Genomic DNA, 13,640 nt, shown 5'->3' on the forward strand with positions numbered 1-13,640 from the left:
AGAACAATCATGAGCACGATGGAAAATGCCACGGCGCGCTGGCGCCTGCCGCTGCTTCATGCAGGGCAGGCGCAGAAGGAAATAGACCATAATGAAGCGTTGGCGCTGCTCGACATGGCGGTGCAGCCGGCGGTGACGGCGATGGGCGCCGATTTGCCGCCGGCTGAGCCCGCTGAGGGCGCCTGCTGGGTGGTTGGCGACGCACCGGTGGGCGCATGGGCCGGCCAGGCTCGATCACTGGCGGGCTGGACGGCCGGCGGCTGGCGCTTCCTTGCTCCCCATCCGGGAATGACGGTGTGGCGTATCGAGGATGGCCTGACTGCCCGTTATCAGGATGCGGCGTGGCGGATCGGCGAACTGTGCGCCTCCAGCCTCGTAATCGCGGGATCGCCGATGCTTGCCGCCCAGCAGTCGCCGATCGCCGGTGCATCAGGAGGTTCCACGATCGACCTCGAAGCGCGCGAAGTGCTTGAAGCAGTGTTGGAAACGTTGCGGAATCACCATCTGATCGGGCGCTAAAAAGTGTGTTTTCTGCGCAACAGTCGCCTCTTTTTGTCGCCTTGCACGGAAACCTTCCTTTCGATAGTGAGTTTGCGCTGTCCGTAGTGACACCATGGAAAGGGGAATATGATGCGGAAGCTTGCCGTAGTTCTGGCGCTCGCTTCTACCGCTCTCGCCTCGCCTGCACTTGCCCGCGATAACGCGTGGTACGTCGGCGTCGAGTTCGGTGGTATGATCGTCGAGGACATCGACTACGATATCTCGTCGGTGACGTCTGGCACCAGCACGGTCGACCACGATTATGGCTATGACGGCGGCGCCGTTGCTGGCTATGACTTCGGTGGCTTCCGCCTCGAGGCCGAAGTTGCCTACAAGGCCGCGACTGTCGACAGCTATACGTCGACCGTTGGCGTTCCGGTTGGCACCGCAGGCGGCGTCGTGAACGTTGCTCCGGGTACCTTCGACTATGCAGGCGGCCGTTCGACCGCGCTGAGCTTCATGGTCAATGGTATGCTCGACTTCGGTGACGATGACGGCATCCAGGGCTTCATCGGCGGTGGTGCCGGTGTGGCGCGCGTCAAGAACCGCATCGCGATCAACCAGCGCGGTAGCTTCTTGAACGACTCGGATACGGTCTTCGCATGGCAGGGCATCGCCGGCGTTCGTGCGCCGCTGACCGACAACCTGGACGCGACGCTGAAGTATCGTTTCTTCAACGCCAGCAACGTCGAGCTCGTCGACTTCTCGAACCGCGGCTACGAAGGCCGGTTCCGGTCGCACAGCATCCTCGGCGGTCTGACCTACAACTTCGGCGAGCCGCCGGCACCGCCGCCGCCGCCGCCGCCGCCGCCGCCGCCGCCTCCCCCGCCGCCGCCGCCGCCGCCGCCTGAGGTGGTGTGCTCGCCGGGTCCGTTCATTGTCTTCTTCGAGTGGGACAAGTCGGACATCACGCCGGAAGCAGCGTCGATCCTCGACAACGCGGTTACGCAGTACCAGTCGTGCGGCAACGCGCAGGTAATGCTGGCCGGCCACGCCGACCGTTCGGGTGCGGCCTCCTACAACGTCGGCCTGTCGCAGCGCCGTGCCGACGCGGTGAAGGGCTACCTGACCTCGAAGGCGATCCCGGAAACCGTGATCTCGACCGAAGCGTTCGGCGAAAGCCGCCCGCGCGTCGACACGGCAGACGGCGTCCGCGAGGTTCAGAACCGTCGCGTGGAGGTCACCTACGGTCCGGGTTCGGGCATGTAAGACCTTTCGTCTCACCAGACGAACTGGGAGGGGTCGGATATTTCCGGCCCCTCTTTGTTTATGGGCGCGGGCGATCGACCGTCGCGGCGAATGGATGGATCAAATTACCGTCGGGTGGCTGGCGCTCGTCAGCCGGTGGCCTTCGACTAGGTCCGTTCACAGGCCAGAGGCAGCGCGCGCTGCGGTGCATTGTTCCTCGCTGGCGTTACGCTTCGGTCATACATCCCTGACGCCGGAGCATCAGCGTGCCGCGGCGACTGCCGTGCCGGTCGCGCTTCAGGATCTCAGCCGGGTGGCTCGGAGCTTCGAAGGCGGCTTCAGGTCATTCTCGGCAGGCGGATACTCGATGCACCCCGCCCCAGCAGCGCCCGAGGCGCAGGAGCGTGCCGCCCGCAACCGGCCGCGCTAATGCATCTCATAACCTGTCTGTCTGCGCCACGCCGATCATGGCGGCGAGTCACGTTCCTGTGCTTCAACGCGCGCAGACCGGCTTTCCTTGCCGAAGGTCGTCCGAACCGTGGCCAGACTGCCCTCGTGTGACCTCATGTCTGGGTGCGTGGGCAAGTGGATACGCTTCAGGCGCGCCTCAGCCGGCTCTGGCTGACGCTCAGAGCAGCCAGCCCTTGGCTGTTCGACGGATGCTTCTGCTTTCAGGCGTCGGATTATGCAGCGCAGCTCATGCACATGATTGCGATGTAACTCCGGCCGTGCTCGCTCTTACGTCGTTGGAGGGGCGAACCCGAGACCTACGGCCGAGTTATCCGGGTGACATGCCCCATCTTGCGGCCAGCCCGCACCTCGCGCTTGCCATAGAGATGAACGTGCGCGCCGGGTTCGCCGAGCAGATCAGCCCAGCGATCCACGTCGTGGCCGATCAGATTTTCCATCGTCACGCCCGAACCAGTCAGGCCAGTGTCCCCGAGCGGCAGGCCGCAGATCGCACGGACGTGGTTCTCGAACTGCGAAGTCACTGCGCCTTCGATCGTCCAATGCCCCGAATTATGGACCCGCGGCGCCATTTCGTTGAACACCGGACCGTTCTGCGTGGCGAAGAACTCGCATGTCAGCACGCCGACATGGTCGAGCGCGTCTGCGATCCGCCCGGTCAACGCCGCGGCCTGCGTCCATTGCGCTGCAATCGGCGAAGGTGCGGGGATGGTGGATCGGGCCAGGATGCCGTCCGCATGCTCGTTCCACGGCGGCGGATAGCTGACCATGGAGCCGTCTTGCCCGCGCACGAGCACGATGGAAAACTCGTGGCTGAAGGTCACGAACGCCTCGAGCACGGCGGCTCCGCCGACCGTGGCCCATGCCTGATCGGCATCTGCCGGCGTCGACAGCCGCGCCTGTCCCTTGCCGTCATAGCCCATGCGCGTCGTCTTGAGCACGGCAGGCGTGCCGATCTCGTGAACGGCGGTGTCCAGTGCCTCACGCGTCGCCACGGCCGCCCAGCGTGCCGGCGTGCCGCCCAGCTCGGCCACGAACGCCTTCTCCGCCAGCCGATCCTGCGCAACGCGGAGACTGGCGGGGGAAGGATGAACCGGCTTGCGCTCAGCGAGCCACTCCACCGGCTCCGCGGCGACATTCTCGAACTCGTAGGTGATCACATCGCATTGCGCGGCGAAGTCGGCCAGCACCACGCGGTTGTGGTAATCGGCCCTGGTCAGCGACGAGGCCGTCTGGGCGGCCACGCTTTCCCGATCAGGCGCGAGCACATGGGTGCGATAGCCGAGCTGCGCCGCAGCGGCAGCGATCATCCGCCCGAGCTGGCCGCCGCCCAGGATGCCGATGGTCGATCCGGGAGGCAGCGGCGTCATGCCGGCAGCTCCGCGACGCTGTTGGTCTGCGCCGCGCGCCATTGCTTCAGCCGGTCGGCCAGTGCTTCGTCACTGACGGCCAGGATCGCGGCGGCAAGCAGGCCAGCGTTGATCGCGCCAGCCTTGCCGATCGCGAGCGTGCCGACCGGAATGCCACCGGGCATCTGAACGATCGACAGCAGGCTATCCATGCCCTTCAGCGCCTTTGATTCTACCGGCACGCCGAGCACCGGCAGATGTGTCATCGCCGCCGTCATGCCGGGCAAGTGCGCAGCCCCGCCCGCTCCCGCGATGATCACCTTCAGGCCGCGATCGGCTGCCTGAGCGGCATAATCATACAAGCGTTGCGGGGTGCGATGCGCGGAGACGACCCGGGTTTCATGCGGCACGCCGAGCGCCTCCAGCGTCTCGGCGGCATGCCGCATCGTTTCCCAATCGGAGGTCGAGCCCATGATGATGCCGACGTGCGCCATTTCCGGCGGTTAGCGAGGGACAATGGCGAGGGCAACAGGAAGCTGCCGCCGTGGCGGCGAGGAGAGGCGGTTACCTGTCACTTGCCGCCATGCCGGCCTGAGGGCACCGCGCATTATGTTGGCGCGCGGAAGACGCTGAGGTCAGGCGGTGCTAGCGGTATGAATTTGGGTTCAACGCCAGGACGCGCGCCACATCCCGCTCAATGACGCGGCTGGTAACCCGCTCGATCAAGCGGTGCGCGCTGCGCCACGGGCGCAACTCGCCATCGCGACGGCGGTGCCCATCGATCAAGCGGCTGCCCCAGCTTTCGATCGCCGGGCCAGTGGCGCTCGGAATATCCTGCGCAAGCACCAGCGAGGGAAAGGGCAGGGCGATCGCAGGAGAGGCAAAGGCGTCTGGCTTGTCCGCCTGGTTGGCGGGCGGATCGAACAGAAGCGCGCCGGCGACGCGGGACACATAGGACGCCGGCGACAAGCGCGCCCACCACGAGGCGGCGTGACACCCGATCCCTTCCGCCACGAGCACCACGGCGCGATCAGCGCGCATCACTGCTGCATCGAGCTGCGCTGCCCAGATGCTGCGCCGTTCGCCGCCCTCGAGGATGACGTGCTCGTCACCCTGGCTCGGCCAGCGCAAGCGGGCATTCCACGCCGGCGACTCCACACCGGGGGCGCCGATCGTGATGATCGAGAAACGGTCAGGCATGATGGCCGTGGCGATCGACATGGCGACCTTCTCCGAGTCCTGTGTGATCGGATCATGCCATCAACGGTGAGGCCGCGGCAATGGGTTGCGTGACCACCCCTTAGGGGTTGGCCGCCGCGCGGGCACGGGCTAGCCGTGAAATCCGCAAGGCTGAGCCATCACCCGGTCGAGATGCGCGGTCAGGCGCGGCTCCAGGCGAAATCCAGCCGTGTGTCGCCATCGACCATCCCCGACGCAGCAAAGCTCCGTTCGATGATCACGCCTGTTCCATCGGCAGCGATGGCAATCACGGTGCTGCAGCGCGTTCCGTAAACGCTGTCGCGGATGAAGACTGGTCGCTCTCCCTCCACGGTGGCCTGCTCGTCGGCAAGCAGACCGAGCAGGTCCTCGGGCGCGCGATCCTGCGTAAGCCATGCGCCGAGCGCCTGGGTAAGCGTCCGCGTACGTGGCCAGGGCGGATCGAGTGGGCCGTTGGAGATGCCGTGCAGCCCGGGTGCGAGCGGCTGATGCACCAGGGCGGGGCGGTTGCTGCGGAATGCCGCATCATCGCCAATCGTCATCAGGCTGAAACCGCCGAACGCGTCCAGCGCGGCATCATCGGGCAAGTCGCCCGTGCGCAGATAGTCCGCCACCAGCGCGCCGCGGGATGGGGCTGCTCCACCGCGGGGATAACCGGCGACGTTGGTCACCACAGCGAAACGGCCTTGTTCGGACACGCCGATCCAGCCGCCGCCGGACACGAGATCGCGCCCGCCCAGGAAGTGAGGCGCATCGTCCCACCGCATCAACGGCGCCGAGGGGCGTGCATGAAACTCGTCGCGATTGCCTGCAACCACGAGGTGCCAGCGTGGACTAGCCGCCAGCGCGAGCGCAACGACACACATCAGCCGCGTCGAGGTAGGAAAAGGATCATCCGACGCCCTTACCTTCTTTCGCGCGCCTCCGGGAACTCCCGCGATGGGGCTTCATGCACCTGATGGAGGCGGCCACAGCTTCAGCCGACCAACGCGCGGTCGCGCAGGCCTCGCCAGACCCGGACCGCTTGCACCGTTTCGGCCACGTCATGAACCCGCAACAGCTGCACGCCCGCCTCGGCACCCTTCAGCGCAAGCGCCACCGACCCGCCCAGCCGTTCGCCAACGGGTGCCTCGTTCGACAGCGCGCCGATCAGGCGCTTGCGACTGGCGCCGAGCATGATGGGGCACCCCAGGCCATGGAACATCGCAAGGCCGTTGATGAGCGCCAGATTGTCCTGCAGTGACTTGCCGAAGCCGATGCCGGGATCCACCAAGATCCTGTCACGTGCCACGCCGCCGCCCACCAGCGCTTCTATGCGCGCCTCCAGCCAGTCGAAGACGTCGGTCACGACATCGCGGTAGCCGCCGCTGCCGTGACCGCCTTTCTCCGGATCCGGCGAATGCATGATGATGACCGGGGCGCCAGTGCGCACCACGACGTCCAATGCACGCTTGTCCCACAGCAGCGAGGAAACATCGTTCACGATGGCCGCTCCGGCCGCTAGCGCGCGCTCCATCACCAGCGCCTTGCGCGTGTCGATGGACACCAGCGCGCCGGCGGACGCGAGCCGCTCGATCACCGGCACCACGCGCTCGGCCTCGTCCTGTTCCCACACCGTCGCCGCGCCGGGGCGGGTGGACTCACCACCCACGTCGATCAGGCCCGCGCCGGCGCCCGCCATGATCATCCCGGCCGAGGCGGCAGCGGCCGGATCGTCGCGGTGGACGCCGCCGTCGGAAAAGCTGTCCGGCGTCATGTTGAGGATGCCGGCGACGACCGGCTGATCGAACCGGAGCGTCCGTGAGCCCAGCGTCCATGAAGGTCGTGCCGTCGTGATCCGCCGGTGAAGCTCGGCTGCTCTGGCGCCAAGGCTGGTGACATCGGCGACCGGAACGGCGCGTCTCCTGCCCCCTTCGCTCACCTCATAGTCGGCGAACCACTGCATGCCGCCAGCGAGCCGGGCGACCGCGCCGTCCGGATAGGCAAATGGCGCGTCGACGAAGTGGATCGGGCGGAGATGCATGGGGGGCCTTCGGATTGCGACGCTTCAGGCGTGTGGCGCAGGTGCGTCACCCGCGCAAGGCGGGCAGGGTGCGCCCTTGTGCAGGATCGTGACGCACCTTGGCGACCCATGATGCCCGGCCGGCTTCGCTTGAACGGCCGGACCTGGAGTCGCCAAAGCTGCTCAGACCTGCGTCGCCAGCAGATAGGTCTGCCGCAGGGCATCGATCGGCTTCAGCGCGCCTTCCGTCTCGTAATGCCAGAAGCTCCAGCCGTTGCAGGCCGGCGCGCCCTGCAAGGTCGCGCCCAGCTTGTGGATCGATCCGACCGAGCCACAGTCGCTGGCGAGGCTGCCATCGGCGCGCACCGTCGCACGGTAACGGCGCTTGGCGTCGGTCACCACGCTGCCCGCCGGCAGGAAGGCATTTTCCACCAGCACGCCAAAGGCAACCTTGGGCTGCTGTCGCGGGCTCTGCATGGTCGTGAGCGCCGATTCATCGAGCGGCAGGGCATCCGCGATCCGGGCGCGGGCGGCATCGATATAGACGTTCTCGCGCTCGATCCCTATCCAGCGGCGCCCCAGCCGCTTGGCCACCGCGCCAGTCGTGCCGGTGCCGAAGAACGGATCGAGCACCACGTCGCCCGGCTTCGTGCAGGCGAGCAGGATGCGGTACAGCAAGGCCTCCGGCTTCTGCGTCGGATGCACCTTGTGCCCGTCCGCACCCTTCAGCCGCTCCTGACCGCCACAGATCGGGAATTCCCAGTCCGAGCGCATCTGCAACTCGTCGTTCAGCGTCTTCATCGAGCGATAGTTGAAGGTGTATTTCGCCTTCTCGCCCTTCGACGCCCAGATCAGCGTTTCATGCGCGTTGGTGAAGCGCGTGCCGCGGAAATTGGGCATCGGGTTGTTCTTGCGCCAAACGATGTCGTTGAGGATCCAGAAGCCCAGATCCTGCACCGCCACGCCGACGCGGAAGATGTTGTGATAGCTGCCGATCACCCAGATCGTGCCGTCGTCCTTCAGGATGCGATTCGCCTCCGCCAGCCAGGCGCGGGTAAAGGCGTCATAGGCGGCGAACGTGTCGAACTTGTCCCAATCGTCCGTCACGGCATCGACATGGCTGCCGTCTGGTCGGAACAGCTCGCCCCCGAGCTGCAGATTGTACGGTGGATCGGCAAAGATCATGTCCACCGACTTCGCCGGAAGCGCGCGCATCTGCGCGATGCAATCCCCCATCAGGATCTCGTTCAGCGGCAGCACGACCGTCTCTTCCGGCGCAGCTGCCCGGGCCCGACGCACGCGCGTTTTCTCAATGACACTCATGCGTTTCCCCCTTCTCGCACGCGACCGTCGCTTCGGGGTGGACTCGCCGTCAAGCGTTCAGTGAATAGTACCGCCGCGAGCCATTTCGTTCGCCGGGCGGAACATTTCGCGCACCATCCCAGATATTGAGTCTGCCCGGGGCCATTGACTCAATCGGTGGGGTGTGGCGCAAAAGACTCAGAACGGAAGAACCGTCTGTGCGACCGGTGCGAAGCTACGCCGATGGAGCGGTGAGGGGCCATGTTCGGCCAGTGCGCGGCGGTGCGCGGGACAGCCATAACCCTTGTTGGAGGCCCAGCCGTAGTGCGGATATGATTCGTGATGCGCCAGCATGATGGTGTCGCGCGTGTGCTTGGCGACGATGGAGGCGGCGGCGATGGAGCGGCTTTGCGCATCACCGCCGACGATCGGCGTCGCGGCATAGCCCCAGCGGGGCAGGCGATTCCCATCGACCAGCACGTGGCCGGGAGCGCAGCCAAGCGCGGCCGCGACCTGATCCACCGCCAGCGTCATCGCCTTCATCGTCGCCCAATAAATGTTGAGCGTGTCGATCTCGTCCGCTTCCACGATCCCCACGCCCACCATGGCGCAATCCCTGATCCGCCTGCACAGCCGTTCCCGCTCGCCGGCCGGCAGCTTCTTCGAATCGTCGATGCCGCGCGGCACGCCGCGCGCCGGCAGGATCACCGCCGCCGCCACGACCGGGCCGGCAAGCGGGCCACGACCTGCCTCGTCCACGCCGACGACGGGCGCGAGGTACAGGCGTTCGTGCTTCAATCCGGGCATTGGTGGTCGGCGCTCTCAACGGTGATGCCGGCCTTTAGCAAGGTGCGCTGCCAGGCAGAATGGCCGATTGTCGCGGCACGCGGTCGCCTGATCGGCGATGGCGTGCCCTTGCCGTCACACTTGCGCCGGGAACGCGCGGGCGCATCGGGCGCGCCGCTTGACGCCGGACTCGCCGGGGCAGATTATCCAGCAGCTGATTTCATGACATTTTCGGGGGCGTTGTAGGCATGGCGAGCAGGGCGCAAACGTCCTTGTGGCGCGAGACGGTGAAGGCGGGAGCAATCCGCAGCGGTGCGCTGGCCACGGCGATGGTGCTGTTCGCTGTCACCGTGCTGACGGCGCTCGCACTGGCAAGCTACCGACCGGGCGACGGGTCGCTCAACACCGCATCGTCGGGCGTGGCGGGCAATCTTCTCGGCGTGCCGGGCGCGTGGTTCGCCGATCTCGCCCTTACCATCTTCGGTCCCGCAGTGGCGCTGTTGCTGCCGATCGGCCCGGTCATCGGCTTGCGCCTGTGGCGCGATCAGCCGGCGGGTGCGTGGAAGCGGATGCTGCGCCAAGCGCTGCTCGGCGTGGCGCTGATGGCGGTCGCGCTGGCCTGTGTGTCCGACGATGCGGTGCTGGCGCTGCCGTTCGGCTGGGGCGGCGCAATCGGCCTGGGTGGCGTCGCGGCCGCACGCTGGGCGCTCTCGTTCGCGAACAATCCACAAGTGACATGGTGGAGCATCGTCGCGCTGGGCGTGGTGGCGGGGCTTGCCGGTGCGATCGTCTGGGGGCGCAGCCTGGAGGTGGATCTGCCACGCGGCTGGATCCCGCGCCGGCGGCCGAGGCTCGCGCCCGCTGGCAGCGACGATCAGTGGGACGGGGCAGATGATGAAGCGGCCGCCGATCTGCCGCGCAAGGCGGTCCCACCGCGCGCGGTGGCGGCGCCCGACAATCGCCCGGCCCCCGTCATCAACGATCGCACCGCGCCGCCGGCCACCGGCAGCGGCACGAAGGAACCGCGCCAGACAAAGCTTGCCCTGCGTGACGATTACGAGCTGCCGACGCTGGAAATGCTGACGCCAGCGCCGCCTTCCCAGAATGCACAGATCGACAAGACCGCGCTGGAGCGCAACGCGCGGCTGCTGGAAACGGTGCTGGACGACTTCAACGTCAAGGGATCAATCGTCGAGGTCCGCCCAGGGCCGGTGGTCACCATGTATGAACTGGAACCCGCGCCGGGCATCAAGGCGACGCGGGTCATCAGCCTGGCCGACGACATCGCCCGCAACATGAGTGCGATCTCCGCCCGCGTCGCCACCATCCCCGGCCGCACCGTGATCGGCATCGAACTGCCCAACGCGAAGCGCGAGACAGTCTCGTTGCATGAGCTGATCGGCAGTCAGGCATTCGAGGACCAGAATGCGCAGCTGCCGGTGATCCTTGGCAAGAACATCGCCGGCGATCCGGTGATCGCGGACCTTGCGCCCATGCCGCACCTGCTGGTCGCGGGTACCACCGGATCGGGCAAGTCGGTCGGCCTCAACGGCATGATCCTGTCGCTGCTGTACCGGCTGACGCCCGACCAGTGCCGGATGATCATGATCGATCCCAAGATGCTAGAACTGTCGATGTATGACGACATTCCGCATCTCCTCTCCCCCGTCGTCACCGATCCCGCCAAGGCGGTGCGCGCGCTGAAATGGGCGGTGGAGCAGATGGAGGATCGCTATCGCCAGATGTCCTCGCTCGGCGTGCGCAGCCTCGGCGGCTTCAACGAGAAGGTGCGCGCCGCCAAGGCCAAGGGCGCGCCGCTCGGCCGCAAGGTCCAGTCCGGCTGGGACGAGAACGGGCGCCCGGTCTATGAGGAGGAGCAGCTCGACTATCAGGTGCTGCCGCAGATCGTTGTGATCGTCGACGAGCTTGCGGACCTGATGATGACCGCTGGCAAGGAAGTCGAATTTCTCATCCAGCGCCTTGCGCAAAAGGCGCGTGCGGCGGGCATCCACCTTATCATGGCGACGCAGCGGCCGTCGGTGGACGTGATCACCGGCGTCATCAAGGCGAACCTTCCGACGCGCATCAGCTTCCACGTTACCTCGAAGATCGATTCGCGCACCATCCTGGGCGAACAGGGCGCCGAGCAGCTGCTGGGCAAGGGCGACATGCTCTATATGCCCGGCGGCAAGGGCATCGTGCGCGTCCACGGCCCCTTTGTCAGCGACGAGGAAGTGCAGCGCGTCACCGACCATTGGCGGTCGCAGGGTACGCCGGACTATATCTCGTCCGTCACCGAGGAGCCGGAGCAGAGCTTCGAGATCGAGGGCGCGCCGACCGGCGAGGATTCGGCCGAGGACCAGCAATATCGCGCCGCGATCCAGTTGGTATGCGAGAGCCAGAAGGCGTCGACCTCCTGGCTCCAACGCCAGTTGCGCATCGGCTACAATTCCGCGGCGCGGCTGATCGAGCGGATGGAAAAGGACGGCATCGTCAGCCGACCCGATCACGTCGGTCGCCGCGAGGTGTTGCGCGACACGGAAGGTCACCCGGTCTGAGGCTTTGGCGTGACGCCGGGTTTCACCCGGCTTCCGCCCTCTCGAACGCACCACCAGTACGCCCGGAGCTTGTCGGAGGGTGTCGGCCGGGCGCCTCGCTAATTGATCCTCTGCAAGCTCAGCCCGGAACAGGTCGCCGGTTCGTCGCACCGCTATTGACTACGTTCGTAATCATTGCGACCACAGGTGTAGTTGCAGGAGAGTCGAATCGTGGCCGAGCGGATCAGCGATGCCGAACATGCGGTGATGGAGGTGCTGTGGGACGATAGCCCGCTCACCGCTCAGGACGTGGCCGAGCGGGTTGATCCCGAGCGTGGCTGGAGCACCAACACGGTCAAGACGCTGCTGGGGCGGCTGCTCGCCAAGAATGCGATCACGCATGAGGAGGATGGGCGCCGCTATCTTTACCGGCCCGCGGTCGAGCGCGGCGATTATGTCACCGGTGAATCGCGGCGGCTGATCGATCGCCTGTTCGGTGGCAAACTCACCCCGCTGGTCGCGCATCTGGCCGAGCGTGATGAGCTGTCCGCGCAAGACATTGCGGAAATCGAAACGCTACTGAAGGCGCTGAAACAATGAGCGCCGGCGGTGAGTGGACGGGCGTCTCCTGGATGGTCGAGGCGCTCGCCGCCTCCGCTCTCCTGATCCTTCTGGTCCTTTTGGTGCGTGCCCCGGTCCGGCGGGCGTTCGGCGCGCCGGTCGCTTATGCGCTGTGGTCGTTGCCGCTGCTCCGACTGGTGCTGCCGCCCCTTCCGGAAACGGTCCGCGAACAGGTGACAGCGCCCATCTCCGGTGCGCTTGCCACTCCCATCACCCAGGTCGGCCGACAGGTCACGGTGTTGATCGTGCCTGCCGCTGGCGACGCTGCCGCGCCGTCGTTCCTCACGCTCGGTTTTTCCCTTGCCGCTTTGTGGGGGATCGGCGCGGCGGCGTTCATCCTGTGGCACATGCTTGCCTATCGTCGCTTTCGCCATCGCCTGCTGGCGGGGGCGGGCGTCGTCGACGAGGTCGATGGCGTCACCATCGTGGAAAGTGCGGCAGCGGCGGGGCCGCTTGCGTTTGGCGTCCTTCGCCGCTTCGTGGCCTTCCCGCGCGATTTCGCCGCGCGTTATGATGCCGATGAGCAGCGGCTGGCGCTGGCGCATGAGCTTGGCCACCATGCCCGCGGGGACCTCGTCGCCAATTGGTTCGCGCTGGCGGTACTCGCGCTGCACTGGTTCAACCCGCTGGCCTGGTATGCCTTCCGCGCGTTCCGCGCCGATCAGGAGATGGCGAATGACGCGCGTGTCCTTGCGCGGCTCGGAGCGGACGCGCGCCACGCTTATGCCTGCGCGATCGTGAAGGCGGCGCATGGCGGCGCGATCGCGGCCGCCTGCCACCTGCATACCGTGGATGATCTGAAGGGACGCTTGCGGATGCTGGGCATGGGGCGGATCTCGCGTCCGCGCGCACTGGTGGGGCTTGCCGCCGTGTTCGCCACCGGTGCGGGCGCGCTCGGCCTAACCGCTTCGGGCACACAGGCGGCGGAACGGATGCGCGCAAGTGTCGAGACGGCGGCCAAGGCGGCGATCCCGGCGGTGGTTCCGGCCATGGCGCCGGCTGCCAAGGACGTGCGGGTCGTAGTGGAGCGCGATGGCAAGCGCACGGTGCTTGAGGGCGAGGCTGCCCGCGCCTGGGTGGAGGCAAACCCGCTGCCTAAGCCGCCGCAACCACCCGAGCCTCCGCTACCAGCAGAGCCGGCCTCTCCCGAAGCGCCCGCGGCACCACCGGTCCCTCTCCCCGCGGTCGCGCCTTCGGCTGAGGCTGCCGTGCCAACCCCGCCCACGCCGCCCACACCACCGGCACCTCCCACCTGGACGCACGATGGCCATGTCTCCGTCATGGTGCCGGAAGTCCGGTCCGCCACCTGCACCGGCGATGTGGTGGAGCCGACCGTTGTGCATGATACCGATCATGGGCGTCGGCGGATCACGATCTGCACCGATCGGATCGAGCGTCGCAGCGCGCGTGCTCAGGCTCAGGCGCAGGCACGCGTCGAGGTCGCGCTGCGCCAGGCCGAAAAGACGCGCCAGCTCGCCATGGTGAGCGCCCGCGCCGGCATCCGCTCCGCGCGCGCCGCCCTTCGCGACATTGACCATCTCACGCCCGCCGAGCGCGAACACGCCCTGGCGGCGCTCGATCGCGAAGCCAGGCGGATCGACGATGACGGCCAGCACTGATCGGCGGCGG

At 66.8% G+C, this 13,640-nt stretch carries 12 protein-coding genes; 5 read left to right on the forward strand and 7 right to left on the reverse strand.

Annotated elements, in window-relative coordinates:
• Window positions 1-9: 9 nt before the first annotated feature.
• Both BMX36_RS13835 and BMX36_RS13840 read left to right on the forward strand, forming a co-directional pair.
• Window positions 10-519 (forward strand): DUF2793 domain-containing protein, encoded by a 510-nt coding sequence (locus BMX36_RS13835; protein ID WP_093066255.1) that lies wholly within the window; start codon window positions 10-12, stop codon window positions 517-519.
• Between the two features lie 111 nt (window positions 520-630).
• Window positions 631-1,749, forward strand: coding sequence for an OmpA family protein (locus tag BMX36_RS13840; protein ID WP_093066461.1), 1,119 nt, complete (start codon window positions 631-633; stop codon window positions 1,747-1,749).
• 746 nt (window positions 1,750-2,495) lie between these two features.
• Here the strand turns inward: BMX36_RS13840 and BMX36_RS13845 are convergent.
• From BMX36_RS13845 to BMX36_RS13875, 7 genes are all read right to left on the reverse strand, one after another.
• Window positions 2,496-3,566 (reverse strand): 5-(carboxyamino)imidazole ribonucleotide synthase, encoded by a 1,071-nt coding sequence (locus tag BMX36_RS13845; RefSeq protein WP_093066257.1) that lies wholly within the window; start codon window positions 3,564-3,566, stop codon window positions 2,496-2,498.
• On the reverse strand, window positions 3,563-4,039 hold the full coding sequence (gene purE / locus BMX36_RS13850) for a 5-(carboxyamino)imidazole ribonucleotide mutase (RefSeq protein ID WP_066776003.1): 477 nt from the start codon (window positions 4,037-4,039) through the stop codon (window positions 3,563-3,565). Before purE ends, BMX36_RS13845 begins: the two co-directional genes overlap by 4 nt.
• A gap of 151 nt (window positions 4,040-4,190) precedes the next feature.
• Window positions 4,191-4,766, reverse strand: a complete 576-nt coding sequence (locus BMX36_RS13855; protein WP_093066259.1) for an alpha/beta hydrolase — start codon at window positions 4,764-4,766, stop codon at window positions 4,191-4,193.
• A 158-nt stretch (window positions 4,767-4,924) separates the two neighbouring features.
• Window positions 4,925-5,629, reverse strand: coding sequence for an NRDE family protein (locus tag BMX36_RS13860; protein WP_093066261.1), 705 nt, complete (start codon window positions 5,627-5,629; stop codon window positions 4,925-4,927).
• Window positions 5,630-5,739: 110 nt separating this feature from the next.
• Complete coding sequence (gene folP / locus BMX36_RS13865; RefSeq protein WP_093066263.1) at window positions 5,740-6,786, reverse strand: dihydropteroate synthase; 1,047 nt, start codon at window positions 6,784-6,786, stop codon at window positions 5,740-5,742.
• A 162-nt stretch (window positions 6,787-6,948) separates the two neighbouring features.
• A complete protein-coding gene (locus BMX36_RS13870) occupies window positions 6,949-8,088 on the reverse strand; it encodes a site-specific DNA-methyltransferase (protein WP_093066265.1) in 1,140 nt (379 codons plus the stop codon).
• 177 nt (window positions 8,089-8,265) lie between these two features.
• Entirely contained in the window at window positions 8,266-8,874 is a 609-nt protein-coding gene (locus BMX36_RS13875) for a ribonuclease HII (RefSeq protein ID WP_093066267.1), read from the reverse strand.
• A gap of 227 nt (window positions 8,875-9,101) precedes the next feature.
• Here BMX36_RS13875 and BMX36_RS13885 point away from each other — a divergent pair, with 227 nt between their 5' ends.
• The 3 genes from BMX36_RS13885 (at window position 9,102) to BMX36_RS13895 (ending at window position 13,630) form a co-directional block, all read left to right on the forward strand.
• Window positions 9,102-11,411: an FtsK/SpoIIIE family DNA translocase gene (locus BMX36_RS13885; protein ID WP_066775978.1), complete on the forward strand. Its 2,310-nt coding sequence runs from the start codon at window positions 9,102-9,104 to the stop codon at window positions 11,409-11,411.
• Window positions 11,412-11,621: 210 nt separating this feature from the next.
• Entirely contained in the window at window positions 11,622-11,990 is a 369-nt protein-coding gene (locus BMX36_RS13890; protein WP_093066271.1) for a BlaI/MecI/CopY family transcriptional regulator, read from the forward strand.
• Complete coding sequence (locus tag BMX36_RS13895; RefSeq protein ID WP_093066273.1) at window positions 11,987-13,630, forward strand: M56 family metallopeptidase; 1,644 nt, start codon at window positions 11,987-11,989, stop codon at window positions 13,628-13,630. Before BMX36_RS13890 ends, BMX36_RS13895 begins: the two co-directional genes overlap by 4 nt.
• Window positions 13,631-13,640: the final 10 nt, after the last annotated feature.

The sequence above is a fragment of the Sphingomonas sp. OV641 genome (assembly GCF_900109205.1).
Classification (GTDB): Bacteria; Pseudomonadota; Alphaproteobacteria; order Sphingomonadales; family Sphingomonadaceae; genus Sphingomonas.